The 23869-nt window shown below is 59.3% G+C and carries 24 protein-coding genes and 2 pseudogenes; 14 read left to right on the forward strand and 12 right to left on the reverse strand.

Annotated elements, in window-relative coordinates; all coding sequences use genetic code 11:
• Positions 1 to 59 precede the first annotated feature (59 nt).
• From V9T28_RS22940 to V9T28_RS22985, 10 genes and pseudogenes are all read left to right on the forward strand, one after another.
• The gene (locus V9T28_RS22940) at positions 60 to 1688 is read left to right on the forward strand and encodes a Mu transposase C-terminal domain-containing protein (RefSeq protein ID WP_116402072.1); all 1629 of its coding nucleotides are present in this window, start codon (positions 60 to 62) and stop codon (positions 1686 to 1688) included.
• Positions 1685 to 2581, forward strand: coding sequence for a TniB family NTP-binding protein (locus tag V9T28_RS22945; protein WP_116402071.1), 897 nt, complete (start codon positions 1685 to 1687; stop codon positions 2579 to 2581). The genes V9T28_RS22940 and V9T28_RS22945 overlap by 4 nt, the downstream gene beginning before the upstream one ends.
• Before the next feature lie 83 nt (positions 2582 to 2664).
• Positions 2665 to 3771 (forward strand): sarcosine oxidase subunit beta family protein, encoded by a 1107-nt coding sequence (locus V9T28_RS22950; protein WP_245424194.1) that lies wholly within the window; start codon positions 2665 to 2667, stop codon positions 3769 to 3771.
• A 12-nt stretch (positions 3772 to 3783) separates the two neighbouring features.
• On the forward strand, positions 3784 to 4047 hold the full coding sequence (locus V9T28_RS22955; RefSeq protein WP_116402070.1) for a sarcosine oxidase subunit delta: 264 nt from the start codon (positions 3784 to 3786) through the stop codon (positions 4045 to 4047).
• The gene (locus V9T28_RS22960; RefSeq protein ID WP_245424193.1) at positions 4044 to 4934 is read left to right on the forward strand and encodes an FAD-dependent oxidoreductase; all 891 of its coding nucleotides are present in this window, start codon (positions 4044 to 4046) and stop codon (positions 4932 to 4934) included. The genes V9T28_RS22955 and V9T28_RS22960 overlap by 4 nt, the downstream gene beginning before the upstream one ends.
• Complete coding sequence (locus V9T28_RS22965; protein WP_245424192.1) at positions 4922 to 6892, forward strand: glycine cleavage T C-terminal barrel domain-containing protein; 1971 nt, start codon at positions 4922 to 4924, stop codon at positions 6890 to 6892. Before V9T28_RS22960 ends, V9T28_RS22965 begins: the two co-directional genes overlap by 13 nt.
• Positions 6885 to 7409: a sarcosine oxidase subunit gamma family protein gene (locus V9T28_RS22970; RefSeq protein WP_116402069.1), complete on the forward strand. Its 525-nt coding sequence runs from the start codon at positions 6885 to 6887 to the stop codon at positions 7407 to 7409. Before V9T28_RS22965 ends, V9T28_RS22970 begins: the two co-directional genes overlap by 8 nt.
• 7 nt (positions 7410 to 7416) lie before the next feature.
• Positions 7417 to 7554: pseudogene (locus tag V9T28_RS22975) on the forward strand (kynureninase); the annotation flags it as partial.
• Positions 7555 to 7841: 287 nt separating this feature from the next.
• On the forward strand, positions 7842 to 8102 hold the full coding sequence (locus tag V9T28_RS22980; RefSeq protein WP_116402068.1) for a type II toxin-antitoxin system ParD family antitoxin: 261 nt from the start codon (positions 7842 to 7844) through the stop codon (positions 8100 to 8102).
• A gap of 1 nt (position 8103) precedes the next feature.
• Positions 8104 to 8358, forward strand: coding sequence for a type II toxin-antitoxin system RelE/ParE family toxin (locus V9T28_RS22985; RefSeq protein ID WP_116402067.1), 255 nt, complete (start codon positions 8104 to 8106; stop codon positions 8356 to 8358).
• A gap of 466 nt (positions 8359 to 8824) precedes the next feature.
• On the opposite strand, the gene V9T28_RS22990 is transcribed toward V9T28_RS22985, so the two are convergent.
• The 6 genes from V9T28_RS22990 to V9T28_RS23015 all read right to left on the reverse strand — a co-directional run bounded on the left by V9T28_RS22990 (position 8825) and on the right by V9T28_RS23015 (position 14668).
• Complete coding sequence (locus tag V9T28_RS22990) at positions 8825 to 9283, reverse strand: LysR family transcriptional regulator (protein WP_116402065.1); 459 nt, start codon at positions 9281 to 9283, stop codon at positions 8825 to 8827.
• A gap of 699 nt (positions 9284 to 9982) precedes the next feature.
• Complete coding sequence (locus tag V9T28_RS22995; RefSeq protein WP_116402064.1) at positions 9983 to 10804, reverse strand: oxidoreductase; 822 nt, start codon at positions 10802 to 10804, stop codon at positions 9983 to 9985.
• 46 nt (positions 10805 to 10850) lie between these two features.
• On the reverse strand, positions 10851 to 11843 hold the full coding sequence (gene ftsZ, locus V9T28_RS23000; RefSeq protein WP_116402063.1) for a cell division protein FtsZ: 993 nt from the start codon (positions 11841 to 11843) through the stop codon (positions 10851 to 10853).
• Positions 11844 to 11902: 59 nt separating this feature from the next.
• Entirely contained in the window at positions 11903 to 13222 is a 1320-nt protein-coding gene (fabF, locus tag V9T28_RS23005; RefSeq protein WP_116402062.1) for a beta-ketoacyl-ACP synthase II, read from the reverse strand.
• A 352-nt stretch (positions 13223 to 13574) separates the two neighbouring features.
• Positions 13575 to 14066, reverse strand: a complete 492-nt coding sequence (locus V9T28_RS23010; protein WP_245424191.1) for a PaaI family thioesterase — start codon at positions 14064 to 14066, stop codon at positions 13575 to 13577.
• The gene (locus V9T28_RS23015) at positions 14063 to 14668 is read right to left on the reverse strand and encodes a TetR/AcrR family transcriptional regulator (protein WP_116402105.1); all 606 of its coding nucleotides are present in this window, start codon (positions 14666 to 14668) and stop codon (positions 14063 to 14065) included. The genes V9T28_RS23010 and V9T28_RS23015 overlap by 4 nt, the downstream gene beginning before the upstream one ends.
• An 83-nt stretch (positions 14669 to 14751) precedes the next feature.
• Between V9T28_RS23015 and V9T28_RS23020 the strand changes: the two genes are divergently transcribed.
• The 3 genes and pseudogenes from V9T28_RS23020 to V9T28_RS23030 form a co-directional block, all read left to right on the forward strand.
• Entirely contained in the window at positions 14752 to 15861 is a 1110-nt protein-coding gene (locus V9T28_RS23020; RefSeq protein ID WP_116402060.1) for an efflux RND transporter periplasmic adaptor subunit, read from the forward strand.
• Positions 15861 to 18971 (forward strand): efflux RND transporter permease subunit, encoded by a 3111-nt coding sequence (locus V9T28_RS23025; RefSeq protein ID WP_116402059.1) that lies wholly within the window; start codon positions 15861 to 15863, stop codon positions 18969 to 18971. The genes V9T28_RS23020 and V9T28_RS23025 overlap by 1 nt, the downstream gene beginning before the upstream one ends.
• 91 nt (positions 18972 to 19062) lie before the next feature.
• A pseudogene (locus V9T28_RS23030) lies at positions 19063 to 19143 on the forward strand (NAD(P)-binding domain-containing protein); the annotation flags it as partial.
• A gap of 320 nt (positions 19144 to 19463) precedes the next feature.
• Here the strand turns inward: V9T28_RS23030 and V9T28_RS23035 are convergent.
• Positions 19464 to 19994, reverse strand: coding sequence for a hypothetical protein (locus V9T28_RS23035; protein ID WP_147306488.1), 531 nt, complete (start codon positions 19992 to 19994; stop codon positions 19464 to 19466).
• A gap of 304 nt (positions 19995 to 20298) precedes the next feature.
• On the opposite strand from V9T28_RS23035, the gene V9T28_RS23040 reads away from it, so the two are divergent.
• The gene (locus V9T28_RS23040) at positions 20299 to 20517 is read left to right on the forward strand and encodes a hypothetical protein (RefSeq protein ID WP_116402058.1); all 219 of its coding nucleotides are present in this window, start codon (positions 20299 to 20301) and stop codon (positions 20515 to 20517) included.
• Between the two features lie 418 nt (positions 20518 to 20935).
• On the opposite strand, the gene V9T28_RS23045 is transcribed toward V9T28_RS23040, so the two are convergent.
• From V9T28_RS23045 to V9T28_RS23065, 5 genes are read right to left on the reverse strand one after another with little or no spacing between them, the layout of a single operon-like run.
• On the reverse strand, positions 20936 to 21565 hold the full coding sequence (locus V9T28_RS23045; RefSeq protein WP_116402057.1) for a phospholipase D family nuclease: 630 nt from the start codon (positions 21563 to 21565) through the stop codon (positions 20936 to 20938).
• Positions 21566 to 21574: 9 nt separating this feature from the next.
• Positions 21575 to 21970 carry a hypothetical protein gene (locus V9T28_RS23050; RefSeq protein WP_116402056.1) on the reverse strand — a complete coding sequence of 132 codons (396 nt, stop codon included), beginning with the start codon at positions 21968 to 21970 and terminating at the stop codon, positions 21575 to 21577.
• A 21-nt stretch (positions 21971 to 21991) separates the two neighbouring features.
• Positions 21992 to 22501, reverse strand: coding sequence for a hypothetical protein (locus V9T28_RS23055; protein ID WP_116402055.1), 510 nt, complete (start codon positions 22499 to 22501; stop codon positions 21992 to 21994).
• A complete protein-coding gene (locus tag V9T28_RS23060; protein WP_116402054.1) occupies positions 22498 to 23550 on the reverse strand; it encodes an LPD7 domain-containing protein in 1053 nt (350 codons plus the stop codon). Before V9T28_RS23060 ends, V9T28_RS23055 begins: the two co-directional genes overlap by 4 nt.
• Positions 23547 to 23858 carry a hypothetical protein gene (locus V9T28_RS23065; protein ID WP_116402053.1) on the reverse strand — a complete coding sequence of 104 codons (312 nt, stop codon included), beginning with the start codon at positions 23856 to 23858 and terminating at the stop codon, positions 23547 to 23549. Before V9T28_RS23065 ends, V9T28_RS23060 begins: the two co-directional genes overlap by 4 nt.
• Between the last annotated feature and the right edge of the window lie 11 nt (positions 23859 to 23869).

Genomic DNA, 23869 nt, shown 5'->3' on the forward strand with positions numbered 1-23869 from the left:
CTCGTTTTTGCAGTTCATTTGAGATTGATCGACCGGTCCATGAACCGTAATCTCCTCGGATGAAGTCGGGCACGACAGACACTTCCGAGGAGGCTCGCCGGCAAGAAGCCGGACGACGGGATGCCTTGTTGCGCCGGCTATTGCATGCATCGGGATGGCAGGTTACGCGCGAGATTGCCACGATTGCCCGCGAGGAGCTTGGAATCCCTCGTTCGACGTTGTTTCGCCTGGTTGCCCGATTTCGCAAATCTAAGCGCTCCTCAAGCCTTTTACCCAAGCCCGTCGGAACGCCTCACGGCGCCAAGCGCTTGGACATCAGGGTCGAGTCCATCATTTCAGAGATGATTGACCGGTTTTGGCTCCGGCGCGAACGCCCCTCGATGTCGGCGTTGATGCAACGCCTAATCGATGCCTGCCAAGTTGAAGGGCTCCGTCCACCAAACCGACGCACCGTCAAATGTCGAGTAGACGAACTCGAGCGCGGCCTTGTTGTACGTAGACGAGGGGAGGGGGATGTTGCCTCAACTGTGTCCAGCCCTGGATCCTATTCCGCAAGTTCAGCAAACGAAGTTTGGCAGATTGACCATACCCTTGTGGACGTGATCATCGTCGACGAGCAGCTTCGCAAGCCAATAGGGCGCCCTGTCCTGACAATCGCCATCGATGTCTGCACACGAATGGTCGCTGGGTTCTATCTGTCGCTCGACCCGCCATCAAGCGTCTCGGTTGGGTTGTGTCTACTACATGCGGCTTACGACAAGACAAGCTGGATGGCCGAACGTGGTCTTGATCTAACCTGGCCAATTTCAGGACTTCCATCCATCCTGCACTGTGACAATGGCGCCGAATTTCATTCGAAAGCGTTGCAAAACGCATGCCGTGAATACGGCATGAAATTGCAATTCAGGCCCCCCGCGACACCGCGGTTCGGCGGGCATATAGAACGGTTGATTGGTACGGTGATGGGAGCGGTCCATATCCTGCCCGGAACCACTTTCTCCAACATAAAGGCGCGAGGCGATTATGACGCTGAGGGCAGGGCGACCTTCACGCTGCGAGAACTCGAAGCTTGGCTGACTTTACAGATTGCTGGAGTCTATCATCACCGTATCCATTCCAGCTTGCTACGACCGCCCGTGAATGTTTGGCAAGACCTGCAAGGCAAAGTCGATTTTGACCTTCCGCCTGATCGCATGGCATTTTGGACGTCCTTTCTGCCTTCAATCGAGCGGCGTCTGTCGAAGGATGGCATCCATTTCGAAAAAATTCGCTATTGGTCTGATGCGTTGTCACGAGATATTGGCCGCGGCAGTCGGTTGACCGTAAGATACGATCCGCGAGACCTTTCCCGCATATTCGTTCGTCAATCTGGTGGCCATTTTGTAGAAGCGCGCTACCGCAATCTTGCATATCCACCAGTAACCTGGTGGGAATGGCGACATACCAAAAGGCACTTGTATGAGCAGGGCAAGCGGGAGCTCAGCGAGGCGACTATTTTTAGCAGCTTGGCCCATCAGCGCCGTATCGAGGATGCGGCCAGTCTTGCAAGTACATCTGCCCGACGAAAGATCGCTCGGCGACCTTCCAAAGACGAGAATCCTTCGGACTCAATGCCCATAAAAATAACCGGGATCGATACCGCGAAGGTTTCGGGGGAGGGAGACGATGATATGGAGTTCTGGGAATGACGCAGTTCGATCCATCTCTTCTGCCGCATCTTGCCCCCAGCGCGGCGGCTGTGGCGCAGCTGCAGGATGACCTGCGCATTCGCGCAGTTCGAACAGAACGGTGGGTAGGCTTTTCACGTGCCCGGCATGTACTCGAACATCTGCAGTCCCTCCGGGATGACCCACCATCGACCCGGCCGCCAGGGATTGCAGTTTTTGCTCATAGCGGCATGGGCAAGACCATGCTTGTAGAGAAATTTCGTCGGAACAATCCACCGACCAACCATCTTGCTCACGGAGTGGAGTCAACCCCCGTGATTTCCATCACGCTGACCTCGCGGCCCAATGAACGTCGTATTTACGCGCAGCTCTTGGCTGCGCTGGATATCGGCATCGACCAGCGCGCGGCAACCCTCGCCGACCTGGAGGGCAGAGCTGTACGTTTGCTCAAACAGGCCGGTGTTCGGGTCCTTGTGTTCGATGAGATCCACAATCTCTTGGCTGGAAGTCCGCGGGAGCAACGCGTCGTCCTGCAGCTTCTCCGTTTCCTCAGCAACGAATTGAAAGCCTCGCTTGTCTGCCTGGGCATCGCCGAAGCCCGCGAAGCGATCGCTGGTGATGTCCAGCTCGCTCGCCGTCTGGACCAAATCGCGTTGCCACGATGGAAAGCAGACGCCGAGTTCCAGGCGTTAATATCGGCGGTTCTGCGCAGCCTACCTCTCAGGCACCCATCCGCACTCTCAGCGCAGAGCATTCGCCATATCGCTCGCGTCTCCGAAGGAATTACCGCAAAAATCTTCTCGATGATGAACCAACTCGCCATCGAGGCTATCCGCAATGGAACCGACCGCATCATCGACGATGCAGTGGAGGCGTGGAAACCCGCGATCGAGAAAGAGGCCGCGTTCGCTTGAATTGTGCACTTCATGTGAGACTCGGGCGCGTCCCGGTCTCACATGAAGTGCAAATCTGATGCCGACAAAGCCCAAGTCTCACCATGAACTACAAAACGACACACGGGGCACGCAATGTAGCAGTGATTGAGCGCAACTGGCTGGGCGGCGGGAACACTGGCCGCAACACCACGGCGATCCGGTCGAACTACTTCTATCTCGAAAGCACGGCGCTCTATGACCTCTCGCTTCGGCTCTACGAAAAGCTGGGGCGCGAGCTGAACTACAACATCATGCTGTCGCAGCGCGGCATGATGCAGATCGTATCCAGCCCGGGCGAGATGGAGATGGCCGCCCGAATGGTCAATGCCATGCAGGTCAACGGAGTGAGCGCCGAACTCCTAGATCTGGCCGAGGTGAAACGGAGGGTGCCGATCTTCAACTACGCGCCGGACGCCCGTTATCCGGTCTATGGCGCCATCTTCCAGGCTCGCGCCGGCGTCGCCCGGCACGATGCCGTGGCCTGGGGTTACGCCCGTGCCGCCGACCGGCTGGGCGTGGACATTATCCAGCAATGCGACGTGCAAGAGTTTCTGGTCGAGGGCGGGCGCTGCGTGGGCGTGGCGACCTCGAAGGGCGAGATCCGCGCCGACCGCGTCGGCATGGCGGTGGCGGGAAGTTCGGGCGCGCTGGCGGCGAAGGCGGGCTTCCGGCTTCCGATCACCTCCTACACCTTGCAAGCCTGTGTCTCCGAGCCCGTGAAGCCGATCTTCGACACGGTGCTCGTCTCGCCTATGACCGGCACCTACGTCAGTCAGTCCGACAAGGGCGAAATGGTGATCGGCGGCGGACTGGACCGCGTGCCCTCCTACGGCCAGCGCGGCAATCTTCCGCAGCTTGAAACCGTGCTGTCGGGCCTTCTCGAAATGTTCCCGATCTTCCGTCAACTGCGGCTTTTGCGGCAATGGGGTGGGACGGTGGACGTCACGCCCGACAGTTCGCCCATCTTCGGCGAAAGCCCGCTGCCGGGCCTCTTCATCAACGGCGGCTGGGGCACCGGCGGCTTCAAGGGCATTCCGGCGGGCGGCACGGTCTTCGCCCATCTCCTCGCCACTGGCGGCCACCACGAAATCAGTCGGCCGTTCGATCTGTCGCGCTTCCGCAGCGGCCACATGATCGACGAGGCGGCGGGCGCGGGCATTGCGCATTGAAAAGGGCCTAGCATGCAACTCTTCACCTGTCCCTTTTGCGGGCCGCGAGCCGAGACCGAGTTCCATTTCGGCGGCGACGCGGGCAATCTGCGCCCCGAGGGCGACGTCGAGGCCAATGCCTGGACAGATTATCTCTATTTCCGCAACAACCGTCGCGGCGCCGCGCGCGAGATCTGGATGCACCTGCCATGTCGCGAAGTCTTCATGATGGAGCGCGACACGCTGACCCATGAGGTCATAGCGACCGAAGCCCTCGTTCCGGAGGAACAGGCATGACCGGCTGGCGCGTCGACAACCATGGCTGGGCGATCGACCGCCGCAAGCCTCTTTCCTTTACCTTCGATGGCCGCCGCGTGAGCGGCTTCCAGGGTGACAGCGTGGCCTCGGCGCTCATTGCCTCGGGCGTTTCGATCGTTGGGCGCGGTTTCAAGTATCACCGTCCGCGCGGGTTCTGGAGCGCGGGTGCCGAGGAACCAAACGGCATGGCCGACATCCACGGCGCGCATCACCGCCCCAACGTGCAGATGACGGTCGAGGCGGCACGCGACGACATGGTCCTGCGCTCAATCAACGGCCGACCCACGGCCGAGCGGGATCGCAGCGCCTTCCTGGACCGTTTCGCGCGCTTCATCCCGGCGGCCTTCTACTACAAGACCTTCATGTTCCCCGACTGGCACGTGTTCGAGCCGCGGATCCGCGCCATGGCCGGGTTGGGCGTTCTAGACCTTCAGGCGAAAGGGTTCGCCGCCACCGCGCCGGCCAACACCTTCTGCGACGTGCTGATCATCGGTGCGGGACCCGCGGGCCTGACCGCAGCGCTAGCAGCAGCGGAGCGGGGCCGTAAGGTTATCGTTTGCGACGATCAGCCGGTCGCGGGCGGCAGCCTGCTGTATCGCGAGGGCCGCATCGACGGGCGGAATGGGCGGGACTGGGCGGCACAAACCGTCGCGCGGCTCCGCGACCTCGGCACCGAGGTGCTGACCCGAACCACAGCGTTCGGGCGCTACGAGCATAGGTTGACCGGGCTGGCCGAGGATCGGGGCGAGGGCAAGGCACCCCGCCTATGGCGCGTGCGGGCGGCCGTGACGATCCTCGCCAGCGGCGCGATCGAGCGCGGCCTGCCCTTCGCCAACAATGACCGTCCGGCGTCATGTCTGCTGTAGCCGGCCTGCATTATCTGAACCGATACGGTGTGGCGGTCGGCCGGCGGGTCGTCGTCGCCACCAACAACGGGCTCGCCTACGAGACCGCCAGGGCCTTGTCGCACGCCGGAATAGAGGTCAGCGTCGTCGACCTGCGCTCCGACCGCCCGGCGGGGGCGGAGGGCTTGCGCGTGGTCGCGGGGCGGATCGAGAGCGTTCTCGGTCGGAGGTCGGTCGAGGCGGTGCAGCTTGCCTCGGGCGAGCGGATCGAGGCCGATGCGGTTCTGGTCTCGGGCGGCCATACCCCGACGGTCCATCTTTATTGCCAGGCGCAGGGCAAGCTGCGCTGGAACGACGAGATTCAGGGCTTTGTCCCGGATCGCAAGGTGGCGGGGCTGACGGTGATCGGCGCGGCGGCAGGCCGGTTCGGCCTCGCCGAGGTGCTGGACGAGGCTGCCGCGACCGGAGCCGGCGCCGCGCCTACCGTAGAGGCGCCGGAATGGCCGCTCGGCATCTCGGCCGCCTGGCCCACACCCCAGGCGAAAGGACGGATCTGGCTCGATTTGCAAAATGACGTCACCGCCAAGAATGTCGAGCTCGCCGCGCGTGAGAATTTCACCTCCATCGAGCATCTGAAGCGCTACACCACGCTAGGGATGGCCAACGATCAGGGCAAGACCTCGAACCTGCCAGGTCTCGCCCTGATGGCGCAGATCACCGGACGCAGCATCCAGGACACCGGAACCACGACTTACCGCCCGCCTTTCGTGCCAATCCCGCTGGCGTCCTTCGCGGGCCTGCGCGGCGGGCAGCTTATGAATCCGCTGCGCCGGTTGCCGCTGGAAGCCGAACACCGGGCCGACGGTGCGCTATTCCGTGAATATGGTGGCTGGCTGCGTCCGGCGTGGTTCGGTAAGGGCGGCGAGGCGGCCGAGGTCGTGCGCGAAGCAACTGCCGCGCGGCGCGGCGTGGCGCTGTTTGACGGCTCTCCCCTGGGCAAGATCGAGGTGATCGGCCCGGACGCGGCGAAATTCCTCGACTTCATTTATTACAACACGATGTCCACGCTGAAGCCGCAGCACTGCCGCTATGGCTTCATCCTGACCGAGCAGGGCGCGGTCTATGACGATGGCGTGCTGGTGCGGCTGGACGAGAACCGCTTCGTCGTCTCCTGCTCTTCCTCGCATGTGCAGGGCGTGGCGATGCTGCTGGAAGAATGGCGTCAGGATCGTTTCGACCGTCGTCGGGTGGTGATCCATGACGCCACCGCGCGCCACGCGACGCTGACTGTCACCGGGCCGAAGTCGCGGGCGCTGTTGCAGGCCGTCGGTCTGGGCATGGATCTGGACGATGCCACCCTGCCGCATATGGCGCTGGCCTGGGGCACTTTCGGCATCGAGCCGGTGCGCGTCACCCGAGTCAGCTTCACCGGCGACCGTTCCTACGAACTTTCGATCCGCGCCGACCGAGCGCTGCCGCTGTGGCGGGCGCTGAAGGAGGCTGGGCGGGCCTTCGATGCCATCCTTCTTGGCGGTGAGGCGCTGATGATCCTGCGGGCCGAAAAGGGCTATATCGTCATCGGCAAGGATACCGACGGCCGCACCCGCCCGATGGACCTGGGCGTCAGCGGCCCCTTCCAGAAGAAGAAGGGCGAGTATATCGGCCGCCGCTCGCTGCGCCTGCCCGCCGTGGCCGATCAGGCACGCGCGCTTGTGGGCTTGCAGAGCGTGACCGGCACGGTCCTGCCGCCGGGCGCGCACGCGGTGGAGCGCGCCGGAGGCGGCAAGCGCAGCATCGGCTTTGTGACTACCAGCCATTTCAGCCCCAACCTTGACCAGCCGATCGCGCTTGCGCTGATTGAGAACGGTGCGTCCCGGATGGGCGAGACGGTCGAGTTGCATCATCTGGGTCAGAGCCTGACCGCACGGGTCGCGCCGGTTTGCGCCTTCGACCCCGAGGGGGAGCGTCTTCATGCTTGATCATGCAGCAAAGTGGGATGCCGCGCCTGACTGGGGCGCGGCGGCGCTCGACCTGAAAGGCGTCACAGTCCGAAGCCTCGATCTGCCGGATCTGGCGCTGGTGAGCGGCGATCTGGCAGTGTTCGGTCATGTGTCGGGTCTCGATCCGCAAGGGGCCGGGGCGCTCGGCACGGTCCAGGGCGACATCTATACCGTGCGGCTGACCCGGGATCGTCTGCTGGTGGTCGGCCCTCTGCCCGACAGGGTGAAAGAAAGCTGGAACGAAGCGGGGTTCGCCGTTACGCTGACTGGAGGTGCGGAGCACGTCTTCGAACTGACCGGCGAAGGGGTGACGGCCCTTCTGTCCCGAGCCACCACCGTCGATCCGGCAAATGGAGGTCCGGCCGCAACGGTCGGCTTCGCGGGCATTCCCTCCGTTCTTTATCGCCATGATCCGTCGGGCGGCCTGCGCCTGCATGTCGAGCGCGGCCTCGCCGTCTACCTCTGGTCCTGGTTGAAAACCGTTCTTGAGGAGTGACAGAGAAATGACGAGCGATTTTGCGGCCACCCGCGCCCTGTTCGATCTGCCCGAAGGGGTGATCTATCTCGACGGCAACTCGCTCGGACCGCTGCCGCACGCGGTCAAGGCGAGGATGAACCGCATCATCGCCGACGAATGGGGCCGGAGGCACCGTCAAAGCCCTTGCGCGTGTCGTAGGCAGGCTTCATCGATTTGAAGCCGAGCGTTGGCTTGATCAGCCGCTTCAGCATCTCTCGCAAGTCGCACTTCAAACTTGAACCTACCCCAGCTACAATCGTCTTTCGCCTAATACGTAACTTCAAGGCTACGACCGCTTAGCAACAACTGCGGTTACCTTTCGGTTGATTGCGGCATCCTGGCGTTGGGCAGGATTGATAATTGTTCATCGAGTGTCATCTTTGAAACATTGAAACCGATGGAGAGACTCCCATGATCTGCGCTGATCTCGGCAAGCAGCTTGAAAGCTATATTCAGAGGCTCGTTGATGCAGGCCGCTATGGCTCGACAAGTGAGGTTCTAAGAGAAGGCGTGCGGCTCATTCAGGACCGAGAAACGAAATTGGCCGCTCTGGACGCCTCGATCGTGCGCGGCATAGCAGATGTTGACGCGGGCCGCGCGAAGCCTGCCGGCGAGATATTCGACCGACTGGAGGCAAAATATCGCGCGGTCACCACGCGAACCGAAAGTTAGAATGATCGTTGAATTTTCCAACGAATCTGAAATCAACCTGGAACGGATCGCAGAAAATATCGCGCAAGGCAGTCCGCGTCGCGCGCTCTCGTTCGTCAGAGAGCTACGCGGGAAAATACGAGGCTTTGGTGCACAGCCCGAAGGGCTTTCCTTTGGTGGACCGATATCAGGTTACGGCGTTGATCGCCGAGTGCATGGACACTATCTGATTTTCGATCGGATCGAGAAAGAACGGATTGTTATCGTCCACGTCTAGTATGGTGCAATGGACTATGCAGCCACCATCTTGGAATAACGGCAAAGTCAGTGGATGGCGCTGGGTCTTACAGGATGCAAATGCGCTTGATCTGAGCTTGACGAACTCTAGAAGCCACTCAGTAAAGTGAATGATCGAGAGAGGAGGGGCCCACTTCGAAGCAGAATTACATTTTCAACTTCCCCGTTCAACTTCTTAAGTTGTGACCAACAGATCATCTTGGTCCGGTTCATCCGATTCGAGGCAGTTACTCACCCCGACGCCAAGCCACGTTTTAAACCTTTCCGCACCACCCAACTGTCTATCGAAGCTCTTAGACATGCCCTGGAGCGCGCCTGCATAGAATTGCCCCCCGAGAGATGCGCCGGCCCGGAGCACCCATCTGGCGCAATCCGCAGGCATCACAAGATCTGGCGAATGACAACGCCCCGAAACCGTTCGCATGATTGGCTCCCTATCAGGAAGCTCATGCGATGGTCTCGGACAAATCGGCACAAAGCAGCAGCGCCTCTGCATGGGAAGCTGCAAGTCCAGACCAGACGAAGAGGCTTAGCGCCGTCGTGCCGGTCATGGGCTCCTTGACAAGATAGGCGCCGACGGTGCCGGCATACGAGTCCACGAGACCAAGGCGTAGATCAATGCGCTCGGGCAAGGTAGCGGCAGCTCTCAACGAGCCGAGCAACGCCTCATAGTTGTGGTTTAGATCGAAGATACGGCTCGCCAGGATACGGCCTGCCCGCGTGGGCACGAGCGGCCTACGGCTTCGATCCAACAGCCTGGTGCCTGCAGCCTCCTCGGCCGGTCTCACAGCCTGCGACACGGCGGACTGCGTAATCTGAAAACGCTGGGCAGCCTCGTGCATGCTGCCCGTTTCCGCCACCGCGGCCACGATCTGCAGTGTTTTCAAGTCCGGAAGGGGCCGCATCGCTTTTCTCGGTGAAGCTTAAGTCACAACTACTAGAGCCTTAATCTACCCCAAAGGATTGGAAGTTTCTCGCCGCTCCGCTATTATTTCCGTCCTATGCGCCCCGAGAAGAGCCATCTGCCCCTCAGTGTCATCCCGATTGGAAATGTGACCCTGGGGCCGCCAAAGGCTACAAGAAATATCAACTACTTGCGACCTTCACCCTACGCCGACCGACGTCCGGACCCCGCGCCGATTTACATTGATCGATTTGCGCGCGCATGTGCGGCATGAAGAATCCGCGCTCGCGCAAGAGGCTGAAAACTATAGGAGCCTGCCGACGCCGGCGAGCGGAGGATTTCGTCTTCGACGTTTTCCGGTCCGAGAGGGTGGACATCCCAAACCAAACGCTATACATTAATAAATTACGCTAATATTTTGATTTCATTCGCATAATATAGGTTATGGAACTCACAGGCGATTTGGCAGCTGTTGCTTTTGCTGATCGGCATGAAAAAGTCGCGCTGACATAAGACCGCGAGCTAACCTGCCGGTCAATCTTGCTGCATCGTCATTGCCGTCTCCCTTAGTTGGTCTTGTCAGCGTTGGTCCTTCCGGCGTTCCGCGTTTCTGAACCACGATGCGGCATTAATCATGTTTCCCTCTCGCTTTATTCTGTTTCCGCAAGTCCACTCTCGTTGCGGAACTTCGCCCTTGTGCTCACTTCGAAACTGGAAGTCCGAGCTGCTTACGAAGGCTCTTGTCGAATGCGGATGCCGGGACGAAACGGCGCAGGAAGCTAACCTGGCGAGCCATTTTTCCCGCCGGATAGCGCCTCTTCGGTTCTGGATCGGTAGCCGCCGCCAAAATGGTCGAGGCCACAACTTCGGGAGTATCGCCTTTTTCCATAGCCTGCCGCACGGCTGCTTTCATGCCAGCGCGCGAAGTTTCGTAGATGTCGAGCAACTGGTCCGGCGTCGCGAGACTTTCCTCGAATAGCGTTCGAGTATAGGCAGGCTCGACCAAGACCACGCGAATGCCGAATGGCCGCAGTTCATGGTCTAGCGACTCGGAATAACCTTCAATGGCATGTTTGGTCGAGGAATAGAGCGCGAAATAAGGAGCGGGAATGAAGCCCTGCACCGAACTCACATTGACGATCCTGCCTTTGCCTTGGCGTCGCATCGTCGGCAGAACCGCGTTTGTCATGCGGACAACGCCAAAGACATTCACGTCGAAAAGAGCTTGCGCCTGGGCAATCGAGGATTCTTCCGCGCCGCCCAAAAGTCCCATGCCGGCATTGTTGACAAGCAGGTCAATGCGGCCTGCCTCTGCCAATACCTGATCGACTAATCTTTCAACGGACGCTTCATCAGTGATGTCGCAAGTGAGCATAGCAAAGCTTTCGGTTCGTTCCGTCACTGTACGGCGGCTCGTTCCAAACACCTGATAACCGGCTTTTTGCAGAATTTTGGCCGTTGCATTTCCAATTCCGGAAGATGCTCCCGTCACTAAGGCGACCCCGAGATTAGTTGTAGTCATGGAAACCAGCTCTCCTGTTATGCTGAACTACGCTATGAGCGCCCGTTCACGCGATTTTATGTGCAAACTGAATTACCTCCGCCGTCTGCCGAAGGCCGGTCGCGACGACTGAGACTTTGAATTTTCCGTCGAGAGCGTCGTCGACAATCGCGCCAATGATGACGTCTGCGTTCTCATCGACTTCCTCGCGAATGCGGGTCGCCGCTTCGTCAATTTCAAAAAGCGTCATGTCCGGCCCGCCGGAAACTGAGATCAGCACGCCTTTGGCGCCTCCCACCGAAGCTTCGTCGAAAAGTGGATTTGCGATCGCCGCTTCCGCAGCGGTCTTGGCGCGGTCCTGCCCAAACGCCTCGCCGGTGCCCATCATGGCCCGTCCCATATCTCGCATCACCGATCTCACGTCAGCGAAATCGAGATTGATCAGTCCCTCCTTCACGATCAGATCGGTGATGCACCCGACGCCCTCATAGAGAACGCGATCCGCCATCGCGAATGCATCTGCAAAGGTCGTCTTCGCATCAGCGACCCGGAAAAGGTTCTGGTTCGGGATAACAATAACCGTGTCGGCACACTCGCGGAGTAATTCGATACCCAGTTCGGCTGCCTGCATCCGGCGTCTTCCCTCAAAGCTGAACGGCTTGGAAACAACCGCTACAGTGAGAATGCCTGCCTGACGCGCAGCGTGGGCAATAATGGGGGCAGCGCCGGTCCCCGTGCCACCGCCCATTCCGGCTGTCACAAAACACATCTGTGACTCCGCCAGATGATCCATGATCTCGCTAATCGACTCCTCGGCTGCCACGCGACCGACTTCGGGATGGGAACCGGCTCCGAGCCCCCCGGTTGTATTCGCGCCCAACTGGATCAGGCGCGATGCCTTTGACATGGTAAGCGCCTGAGCGTCAGTATTCGCGACAACAAATTCTGCACCGTCGAGCTTCTGCGCGATCATATTGTTGACGGCATTTCCGCCGCCGCCACCGACGCCGATGACAGTGATTTTGGGTTTTAGTTCAACGATGTTCTTGGTGGCTGTCATGATCGGTCTCTCGTCTTATTTACGGATTCTCTTCTCGGTCGTCCCCTGCATGTCAGCACCTATGGAACCGCGCCCGCAAAAGCGGCGTGCTCGCCCTGATCCTGATGCGCATCTCCAGCCCAGCGCCGAAACAAAACGCTGGCATTGACGCCTCCAAATCCGAAGCCGTTGGAAATCGCGTATTCCGCATCCATTGCCCGCGCTTGGCCTGCAACAAAGTCGATCCCTTCGGCGGCTGGATCGGGATCGCTCAGATTAAGCGTCGGAGGTGCTACTTGATCTCTGAGCGCCAAGATCGTGAAGATCGCAGCAAGTCCGCCGGCGGCTCCAAGCAGATGCCCAGTCGCCGACTTCGTTGCACTCACGGCTATGCGGGCATTTGTGCCGAAGACGCTTTTGATCGCCTCGATTTCCCCCCGATCTCCTACCGGCGTAGAGGTGGCGTGCGCATTGAGATGGCGGACCTCCTCTGGTGAAATTTGAGCTTGGGCAATGGCGATTTCCATGGCTCGACGCGCACCGTCACCGTCCTCAGGGCCGGAGGTGACGTGATGGGCGTCTGCCGTGGTGCCGTAGCCGACAATCTCTGCGATCGGTTTTGCGCCACGAGCGAGGGCGTGGCTCAATTCCTCGATGACAAGGACTCCGGCCCCTTCACCCATCACGAAGCCATCACGCGCTTTATCGAAAGGTCGCGAGGCGTGAGAAGGCGTGTCGTTGAACCCGGTTGAAAGGGAGCGAGCCGCGGCAAACCCGCCGAGGCTGACGATGTTCATGCACGCCTCGGTTCCGCCGGCTATCGCAATGTCTACCTCGCCGGCGCGTATAAGGCGGGTCGCGTCACCTATCGCCTGGATACCGGCCGCACACGCCGTCACCGGTGCGCCTAGCGGCCCCTTGAAGCCATGGCGGATCGAGATGTGGCCCGCCGCGAGATTCACGAGGAAGGAAGGTATCGTGAATGGTGACAGGCGACGCACACCGCGCGAGTCCACGGCTCGTACCGCCTCCGTGATAGCCGGGAACCCGCCAATGCCAGAGGCGATGATCGTAGCTGTTCGTAGGCGTTCCGTTTCAGTGACGGGTTTCCAGTTTGCCTGCGCCAATGCTTCTTCTGCGGCAGCCAGCGCAAAAAGTATGAAACGGTCCACCTTGCGCTGATCCTTCGGTGCCATCACGGCATCCGGGTTGAAGCCAGCCTCTGGATCTTCTTGCGCAGATGGCACTACCCCACCGACTTTCGTCGGGAGATCTCCCACCACCTGATCCGAAAGCTTCCGTATCCCCGATTGTCCCTCAAGAAGGCGCGACCAGGAGGTTTCTGCATTTGCGGCAAGCGGCGTGACCGCACCCATGCCCGTAACAACAACCCGTCGCATCTACATTCCTCTCGATTCAGCTGGATAGGTGAGCGGAGCTATCCGGCCTGAATTCACTTCTGTGCGGATAAGCGCACGCCGCGGTTGCTCATTTTTCTCGGGAGCTGGAGCGCTGTATTGTTGAATGTGCTTCAGCAACCCGCACTTCGAGGCTTCTGACCCGCTTCTCAAGGAAGTCGAGTTCATTGAAGTCCGTCGCCTCTTCAAATTGCCGAATCGTCTGCAGCCACCGGTGCCATGTCGCTTTTGAAAAGAACCGCCGCAATCTTGAGCTACTCATTTGAAAAGGCTCCTCTGCTGTCGCGCAGGCGACGCTCCGAATACGAGAGGTGTAGGGTCGAAAGCGTTGACATCAGGGCTTCCTGCTCACGATCAAGCACGTTGAAGCGCCATGGGCATAGAGTTTGCCTTGTGCATCTTCGATCCTGCTCTCTAGCGTGATGACGGTCTTGCCGCGTGAGATGACGTGGCCGGTCGCCCGCAATTCGCCGGAATCAGCGAAAATCGGGCGAACGAACTTGGCGGTGGTTTCATGCGACGGACAGGTTTCCCCGGCCGAAAGCGTCGTCTGCGCTGCAAGCGACATGACGGTGTCGAGCATGGTCATGATCCAGCCGCCATGAACCGTGTTCGTCAGGTTGCAAAAGCGCGGCTCTGGTGTAGCTAGGAGTTCAACCTTGCCTTCCGCTGGGGGAAGCAAGGTGAATGGCAGCGTCTCTGCCATCGGAGGGCGGCGAAACCTCCCCTCTGCCAGCGCCGCCACAAATTCGAGTCCGGACCATTCAGATGCGTCGGCGAATGTTGTAGTGGCGTCGGGTGCGGTTAGTCCCGTTTCCAATTTCATTGGCGCTCCCCCGGCCGCTCATCATCGGAGGACATCGTCGTCCGCACGCTCTCTGCCGCAGACTGCAGGAACCGCTTCGACAAATCCTGGTCATTTACCGCCCGCGAGAGAACGACAGCACCGATCATAGTCGATAGAACGGCCATGGTTTTGTTGCTTGATTCCCTGGCGTCGGCATCGGTCAACCAACGACCGAGCAGCTCGAGGTATTCCCTGATCCCGGCTTCGAATGACGCCTTCACATCGGCGCCTTGCCGGGCAGCATCCGAGCCAAGCGCGACGATCGGACAGCCGTCCATCTTTTCCGCGCCATGCTCCATGCTGAGATAGAACGCTATTACCGCACCAAACGGGTCCTGCGGATTGGCTGCGGCTGCGGCCGACCACCTATCAAAGGCGTGCTCCAAAGCTCGCCTCGATGCCTGCACCATCAGGTCGTCCTTCGACGCGAACTGTTTGTAAAACGCACCTTGGGTCAGCCCGGCACTTTCCATCAGGTCCTTGAGGCCAATGCCATCAAAGCCGTGCTCCCGAAACAGGCGGCTTGCTACATTGATCACCGCTTGGCGGTTTTCCTCAGCCTGAACGCGACTTACACGCATCATAGACCTCTTTTTTAGATTGCGTTCACACTCTATATGCGATATAGATGTCGAATGCAATCTATTTTTAAGAGGCCATGGGTATGAAAAAAAAGCCCGCTATTATGCTGGGGCTCGGCTTGATCGCGATATCAGGCTTAGTCGCCTTCACCTTACTCGCCGCTCGCGCACCGGGAGCCATGGCGGGAGGCGATCCGAGGCAAGAAACACCGCTGGTTCAGCTGGCAATGGCAGGGCGGGCCACCGATTCCGAGCGTCGTTTTACGGGCATCGTCGGGGCGAAGGTCGAGAGCAATCTCGGTTTTCGTGTGCCGGGTAAGATCATAGAACGGCTTGTGAATGCCGGCCAGCAAGTCAAAGCCGGCCAGCCTCTGCTGCGCATCGACGAAACCGACCTTCGACTTACGCTCGTGGCGAAACGCAATGCTGTCGCCGCAGCACGCGCCGTGCTGGTTCAGGCAAGTGCGGACGAGAAGCGTTATGCAGCCCTTGTGAAGAATGGATTGGCGGCAACCCCACAACGCTACGAGCAGGCGAAGGCTGCACTCGATACCGCAACGGCCCAACTCGCCGCCGCGGAAGCAGAAGCGCAGGTGGCCGAGAACGAAGCAACCTATTCCATCCTCGTTGCGGATGCCGATGGCACGGTGATCGAAACGCTTGGCGAACCGGGGCAAGTCGTCTCCGCTGGCCAAACTGTCATTCGGCTTGCTCAGGCTGGCTCTCGCGAAGCGGTTGTCGCGCTTCCCGAGATAATTCGGCCGGCGATCGGCTCGGTTGCCGAGGCCAGTGTGTATGGGAGCAATGAGCGTTATACGGCACGTCTCCGGCAGCTATCGGATTCCGCCGATGCCCAGACACGCACCTACGAGGCTCGCTATGTACTCGATGGCGAGGGCGCAACGGCGCCGCTTGGCGCGACAGTAACCATTCGGCTTGGAAATGAGACAAGCCAACCGGAACTTCAGGTGCCGCTAGGAGCGGTGCTTGATGATGGAGAAAAGACCGGCGTCTGGCTCCTGGATCGTGCAACCTCGACCGTACACTTCCGGCCAATCGGCCTTGTCCGTGTCAACAGCGAAACTGCTGTGGTCTCTGGGCTGGACTCCGGTGATCCGGTTGTCTCACTCGGCGCGCATCTCCTGCAAGAAGGCGCTCGCGTCAGGACTGCCTCCGAAAGCAGAGGCCAGTGATGAGCTTCAACCTTTCCGCAATCGCAGTTCGTGAACGCGCCGTCACCCTATTTTCAATCCTCTTGCTGGTTGCCGCCGGTGCCTACGCATTCTTCATGCTCGGTCGGGCAGAAGATCCCAACTTCACTATCAAAACGCTAACTGTCACAATGGTATGGCCGGGTGCCACGGCACGCGAAATGCAGGATCTCGTCGCTGAGCCTCTGGAAAAACGACTTCAGGAACTGACTTGGTACGACCGGGTGGAGACGACCACGCGACCGGGCTATGCGTATATGACGGTCACACTGAAGGACAGCACGCCCCCGTCCGCGGTGCAGGAAGAGTTCTATCAAGCTCGAAAGAAACTCGGAGATGAAGCTCGCAACCTGCCATCCGGCGTTTACGGCCCGTTCGTCAACGACGAATATTCGGATGTGAGTTTCGCCCTCTATGCCCTGAAAGCGAAGGGCATGCCAATGCGCGAACTTGCTAGACAGGCCGAGGTGATCCGCCAAGATCTCCTGCACGTACCCGGCGTAAAGAAGATAAACATTCTCGGCGAACGTCCCGAACAGATTTTCGTCGAGTTCTCCTACGCTAAGCTGGCAACGCTCGGCGTGTCGGCACAGGACATCGCTGCCGCCTTGCAGCGGCAGAACGCGGTTACGCCGGCGGGCTCGATCGACACAAAGGGGCCGCAGGTCTTCATCCGAATCGACGGTGCTTATAACAGCGTTCAGGCGATCGCCGACACGCCGATCGTTGCAGCAGGACGGACACTGAAGCTCTCCGACATCGCAGATATTCGCCGGGGCTACGAGGATCCGCCAACCTACCTCATCCGTCGCCAAGGCGAGCCAACTATCATGCTCGCCGCAGTCATGCAGGAGGGTTGGAATGGCCTCGCGCTCGGAAAGGCGCTTGAGGAAAGAACAGCAGCCATCGCACAGACGTTGCCGCTCGGCATGACGCTCGACAAGGTGACGGACCAGGCGGTCAACATCGCCTCGGCGGTCGATGAATTCATGATGAAGTTCGCCATGGCGCTCGGCGTGGTGCTGCTGGTGAGTCTGCTCAGCTTGGGCTGGCGCGTCGGCATCGTGGTGGCCGCCGCTGTCCCTTTGACGCTCGCTGTCGTGTTTCTGATCATGCTGGAAACAGGGCGTTTCTTCGACCGTATCACGCTGGGTGCTCTTATCCTGGCACTAGGTCTTCTCGTCGACGATGCCATCATCGCAATTGAGGTGATGGTCGTGAAGATGGAAGAAGGCATGGACCGCATCAAGGCCGCGGCCTATGCGTGGAGCCACACTGCAGCGCCGATGCTCTCGGGAACGCTCGTAACGATCGCCGGGTTCCTGCCCGTGGGCTTTGCGCGCTCTACGGCAGGTGAATATGCCGGCAATATCTTCTGGGTCGTAGGCTTTGCGCTCATCATCTCCTGGATCGTCGCAGTCGTGTTCACGCCTTATCTCGGCGTCAAGATGCTGCCGGAGATCAAGCCGATTGAAGGCGGCACCCACGCGATTTATGACACGCCGAACTATCGACGCCTGCGAGGGCTCATCACCTTTGCCGTGCGCCACAAATTCGTGACTTGCGGCATCGTCGGCATAACGTTCGCCCTGGCCGTCGTCGGGATGGGCGCCGTCAAACAGCAGTTTTTCCCGACATCCGACCGTCCCGAAGTCCTGGTTGAGGTTCGCCTGCCTGAAGGCACCAGCATCGAAACCACGACGGCCACGGTTGAAAGGCTTGAGCACTGGCTGGAAGGCCAGCCCGAAGCCAAGATCGTCACAAGCTATGTCGGTCAGGGCGCTCCCCGCTTCTTCTTCGCGATGGCGCCGGAACTGCCTGACCCTGCCTTCGCCAAGATCGTCGTCCTCACTCCAGACGCGGAGGCGCGCGAGGTTCTGAAGCATAGACTCCGGGAAGCGGTGGCGGAGGGAATAGCCCCCGAGGCGAGTGTCCGTGTCACGCAGCTCGTGTTCGGCCCCTATACGCCGTTCCCGGTCGAGTTCCGGGTCATGGGTCCCGATCCCGCGCAACTCTACAGCATTTCCGAAAAAGCTCTCGACATTATGCGGAGCGTCCCAGACGTGCGGCAGGCCAACCGCGACTGGGGCAACCGCACGCCCGTGCTTCGCTTCATGCCCGACCAGGATCGGCTGAGCCTCATCGGCCTCTCGCCGGCGGAGGTGGACCAGCAGCTGCAGTTCCTCCTCACCGGCATTCCCGTCACGCAGGTCCGTGAGGACATCCGCAACGTCCCTGTCGTGGCACGCAGCGCTGGGGCTGAGAGGCTGGATCCGACGCGCCTGGCGGATTTCTCGCTGATGAGCCGGGGCGGCCGACAGATTCCTCTCGACCAGATCGGCCATTCGGAAATCCATCTGGAAGAGCCGATCCTGAAGCGCCGCGATCGGACGCCCGTCATCACGATCCGCTCTGACATCAACGAGGTGACCCAGCCTCCGGAGGTCTCAAAAGAAATCATGACAGCTTTTCAACCGCTGATCGCATCCCTTCCAGCCGGCTATCGTATCGAAATGGGCGGATCGATCGAGGAGGCGGCCAAGGCCAACACCGCGTTGGGCAAGGTCTTCCCGGCCATGATCGCCGCCACGCTGATCTTCATCATGTTGCAGGTGCGATCCTTCTCGATGATGGCTATGGTCATGCTGACGGCGCCTCTCGGCCTTGTCGGCGTCGTTCCGGCGCTGCTCATCTTCAACCAGCCCTTTGGATTCAATGCTATCCTGGGCCTTATCGGCTTGGCCGGAATCCTCATGCGCAATACGCTAATCCTGACCGAGCAAATCAAGGAGAACCGTGCGGCTGGTCTCGACGATTATCATGCCGTCATCGAGGCCACGGTGCAGCGCACAAGGCCGGTAATCCTGACCGCACTTGCTGCCGTGCTGGCGTTCATTCCTCTAACGCACTCCGTTTTCTGGGGGTCGATGGCCTATACGCTGATAGGGGGCACGGCAATCGGCACGGTGCTGATCCTGCTTTTCCTCCCGGCGCTTTACACAACCTGGTTCCGGATCAGGCCAACCGCCGACAAGCCCCATGAGAGCGCGGTAGCGGAAGTAGAACGGCCGACCGCATTCGCTGCCGAATAGGAGCCTTCAGCCGGGGGGAGTGGCCTTTGCCCGCCTCCCTCCGACCGAGCTGCATTTTGTGCTCCATCACGCGATCACGAAAGGACATCCAATGAGAACTGGAATTATCGGCGCAGGAAATATCGGCGCCACCTTGGCCTGGAAGCTTGCCGGTAATGGCCATGAGATAAAAGCGGAATACCGAGCCACAGCCCTTCGCGGTTGCAACAATACACAAGATTGTTGCGATTCAACGTGCGATGAAAAGCAACAAACGGGGCAAAATCGGTTAGGCAACACCCCAAATTGAACGCGCACCCGACACCCCTTGTGAGGCATTAGATTTTGTGTACTCACTCACCCAGCTCCAGAGCCGAAACCGCACTCTTTGTAACTTAAGCCCCCGCCGTCAGCTTCAATGCAACGAGCCCGCAGTGCGAGGTTCCGCGAACTCGCTCCAGGAAACGCGAACTGGATTCACAAACACGCGAGTCGCCGGACGGCCTGGGGTCACTACGATACAAAAGGAACCTTCTTTCCGGCCAACCGAGATAGATCAGCGTGAATCCACCGTAGCTCCGGCCAGGGCGACTCATCGTCCGATGGGCCGGGCGTTTCTCGCTCAAGCAGCGCGTGGATTTTTGCAACGACGCCGGCAAAAGAAGCGGACTCGATCGAGAACAACCGGCGTGCAAGCCGATCTTCTTGTTTCGCCGCTCCTGCCTCGGCCTGCCGGGCGGCAGAGTAACCGAGCCGGCGATCTTCGGCTCTCCAGCGCGCCCAGTGCGCACCCAAATTAGGTTCACGGGGAAACCCTACGAGGCGCATCAGTTCAGCCTCAAGGCGTTGCTGTTCACAGCACAAAGCGATGGTGCGCTCGTGCGCTTCATGCCACGCACACCATGCAACGATCACACAATCCCTGCCTGACTCCATCGACGGCGCTGTCGCAGGCGGACAGTTTGCATTCCCGATTGCGATGAGAAACTGCGCAAGCGCAGTACGGCGCGTCAGTTGGGAAGCGGTCGGATGGTTCATGGACATAAATGGGCCTCGCGTTAGCTGTGCCGTTTGATCCTCTGGACCCTGATTGCGGGGTGACTAGTCGATGCCAATAGGCTGAAGCAAATTCATTCCGGTGCATATCGCAAGATCTAGGTATTGCGTTTTGGGCTCGCATCGTGCCCAACAAGGGGCAGTCCAGCCGCGCGCTTCACAAATCTTTTTCGCAAATTTTGCTTAATCTTCACCCATCTCCGATCGCGTCGGCGTATTGTGGTCGCTGCGCTGTCGCAATACCGCCTCATCGCTGCCAGCACTCATGCGCGAGACGCGAGGGAGAAAGTCAATGCGCAAATCCCGCAAAAGTACGGCCACCTTGCTCAGTCACTCCGCCGCCTCAGCAAGCCCTAATGAGATCGAAGAAAAGATGGCGGATTATGCGCGAGAGTTCTTCGGCGACGAAGCGTCGACCGCAGTGGCTTATTGCACGCTCGACGCCTGGTTTGAAAACAAAAGCGACGAGTACAACACGTGGTTCCGCGTCTTCAAACGCCTCCGCCAGTAGCCCACAAGCGACACCGCCCAGAATTCAATCGGCACCGAAACACCAGCCTGCACCAAAAGATTTTACGTTGGCAGCTATGCACAGAAACCGCGGCGGTTAAGATGGTTCTGAAGTTGCTGCATTTATAACGGCCCCTGAGAGAACTAATTGGAAGCCTGGTTACACCAAATCTTACCCGCCTCAGTGACGATTAAATTGCCTCGGCCGCACGCGGGCGGGCTTGGTTGCCGGATGCCGATGCCTTCGATCTTAACGCCAGAGGTTGCCCGATCATATGGACGTTCGGTTGATTGGCAGGCGGCGACGGCCCCGCTCAACATAGCGATGCAAAGAACGCGCGACATATACGATTTCTCCAAAAGGCTGTAGTAACACCGTAGAACCGCGGTTCTCGTTTGACCATGTCAATGCACCTTCTTTAATCGCATTGCGACGCAAGCAGCTCGAATTGCTGGTCGTACTTGGCGGCAAGATCCGGCATATTCCAGACGACAATCACGTTTTCTGCATTCCTCGCCTCGGCCGCATAGGAGTAATTGAAGCTTCCGGTTTCGACATGCTTGCCATCAATGATGGCGAATTTGTTGTGCATGACCGGGTAGCGGCTATTGGCGCAGACATTGACGCCGGCATCACGCAGATAGGCGATCTTGCTCTTGTCGTCGTACGGCGAATTCGCTTTGGCATCGAGAACCACATAGACCCGCACGCCACGCGCAGCTGCACGGATCAAGGCATCGGCGACAGGCTTTGACGTAAACGTGTAAGCGGCCATATGGATCGTAGCAGTTGCCGAACTAATGGCCTTTTGGACAAGCCGAAGCGCTCGGCCCTGTGGGACCGGTGAGAACGCGACCTCGATCTCGGCGTCAGGGGGAATCGCGGGGCGACTGAGCTTGTCGGCGATCGCTTGCGCACCTGCTTCAACGACGACACGCGCGACTTCCTGGCCGAGCGTTGGCGGTGGAACGGTCGGCGTGTGTGACCGGGCAAACGTAAGAGACGATTGCAACAATATGGCGATGATCGGAAGGGCGCGACGGATCATGCTTCAAGGTCAACCTTGTTCGATTGAATTGCTCGAAGCGCTGTTCGTCGTGTGCTCCTGCTTACTGTGATAATAATAAAGGTATGCGAGCCCAAACGGCGCCACGACAGGCGAGAGCGCCCAGCAAAAGAACATGGTGAAGAGTTTGCCGATAGAGACAATGAACGCACTAACGAAAAAGACGTTGCTGCCGAGCAGATAGGCCATAATGCTTTCGTAGACGAAACGCGAATAGGGATAAAGCAGGGTCGTGACGGTCAGGAACATGTATAGGCCGATAGTTCTGTCCTGCGGGTGAAAGAGGAAATAGGCGCAGGCGGGAAAGATGAGACCGAAAAGCAAGTGTCGCAGATAATACTGCAAGGCAAAGCCGCCAAAGGTTTTTAGGAAGATGTCACGCAGCATGGCTGGTCGGTCCTTTCCGCGTTAAAAATAGGTGAGCATCACGCCAACATAGTTTGGCGAGAAATCCGATACCGTCACCGTGACAGCCGTCGGCGGCGCACCATTTTGCACGAGATAATTCTTCGTGTCCTCGCCGAGCTGGGCTGACGATGCCGTGATCTCAATGGCGCGTGAGACGTTGAGCGACGAGGTAAGCTGCGTCTGCAAACCTTTGTCAGGCGCGATAGTTCCATCTTTGATCGGAATAAAAATGGTCTGGTCATAAGCAACACCGTGTCGGTGCAGCTTATCGTCGAGATAGGCGATCTGAGCGCGAAGGCGCGCATTCGCCTGATCGATCGTCGGACCTTGGCGATCGCCCCCATTGATCAATTGCCGCGTGATGAGGCCCGATTCCAGGGCGATATTCTGCTGCGTCGCGGGCGAATTAATCGGCACGCGCTTGCTCGCATCAACACTTGGTGGCGGCGGTGGTCCACAGGCCGCAAGCGTGGAGGCGAAAGCAAGGGAGATGGTGAGTTGGTATTTCAACGGCCGCGCTCCTGCTCTTGGCGTTGCTCAGGCGCTCTAACCGATCTGTCCTGTTCTTTTGGTGCCTTGGGATCAAACATCTTGATCTCAGGCACCTTGCCTTCCTTCCGCTTTGCATCAAGTGCCGTCAGAAAGGCGGCGCGGATGGTGTCTCGGTCGGCGGCATTCGGAACTCTGGTCTCTAGATAGAGCTCCATCACATCCTTGGCGACCGTGAATCGATCTTCGATCGATTGGTCGCGCGACACGGCGCGATCCTCACGAATCTGATTTTCGGAGCTACGGGCGACTTCACGCGCGAGCGCGGCTTTGTCCTTTTCCGTCGGCTCGTAACCGCGAACGGGCATGCCCTTCAGGCTCGCCTGCATCCACACGTCGCGGCGAAAGTCTTTTGTCCCTTTAACCTCGATCGCTTGCCACCCCTTGGCCTCCGCAAGCTGGACAATGGCTTTGGCACCGTCACGCGAATGATCCCGTGGCGCGGTAATCGATGTCTCCATCTCCTTCATTATAAGCGCCCGCGAATTTTTATCGAAATACGCACCGGTATTGTGCTCGTATAGGAATTGCATCGTCAACGCATTGCGTGCCGCTTCGCGGCGCTGCGCGTTTTGCAGCGCTCGCTGCCTTTCTTCTTCGAGGATCCTGGCCGCCTCGTCGCGGGCCTCTTGCTCCTCCATGAGGCGATCGTATCGTTCTAAACTATCAGCCGTGTCCGCCATCGCTCTGTCGTGGTCGGCGTTGAGCGGTGGTACTTTGTCATCAATTGTCTGCCGGAGGCGAGCAGCATCCGCCCTGCTCTTCTCCGCCAAACTCCGAACGCGGGCATCCTGCGCCATCAGTTTTGCGACATCGACCGTCAATTGAGACCCGTAGATATTGGGATCGCGGGCATCGCGTTCGGCCATGAGTTCGAGGTTCTTGAGGCGCGTGTCCTCAAGGACGATATTTTCAATATCGTCCTTGAGGATCTGCTCAGCCTGGCGCTCTGCGATCGACTTCTCCTTCGCTTGTGCTTCGGGGTGATCCTTGTCTTGATCATCGGTCATTGCAGCACCTCCGAGGGGCTGTCGAATAAAGCGTTTACAAACGCGTCAGCGAATTGCTCGTAATCGAGCTGCGTGGGGTGTGCAGGTAGCGACGGGATGTCGGCAAGCCGTGGGAAAAGCTCTAGCGGAGCGACGCGTGCGGGTCGCGAAAGAGTCAGGCCCTTGTTCGCCTCCTCGGCCGCGCGGAGCGCGAGGAAAAGGTCGGTGATGGCGACACACCTAGCCGCGACGCGCTCCAAGTCCTTGTGAACGAGTTGCAGTGCGGAATGGATACCTTCCAATAGCTCTCGCGGCGTTTCAACATTCATGGCTTGATCCC

Origin of the sequence: Methylovirgula sp. 4M-Z18, from assembly GCF_037890675.1 — a bacterium.
Classification (GTDB): Bacteria; Pseudomonadota; Alphaproteobacteria; order Rhizobiales; family Beijerinckiaceae; genus 4M-Z18.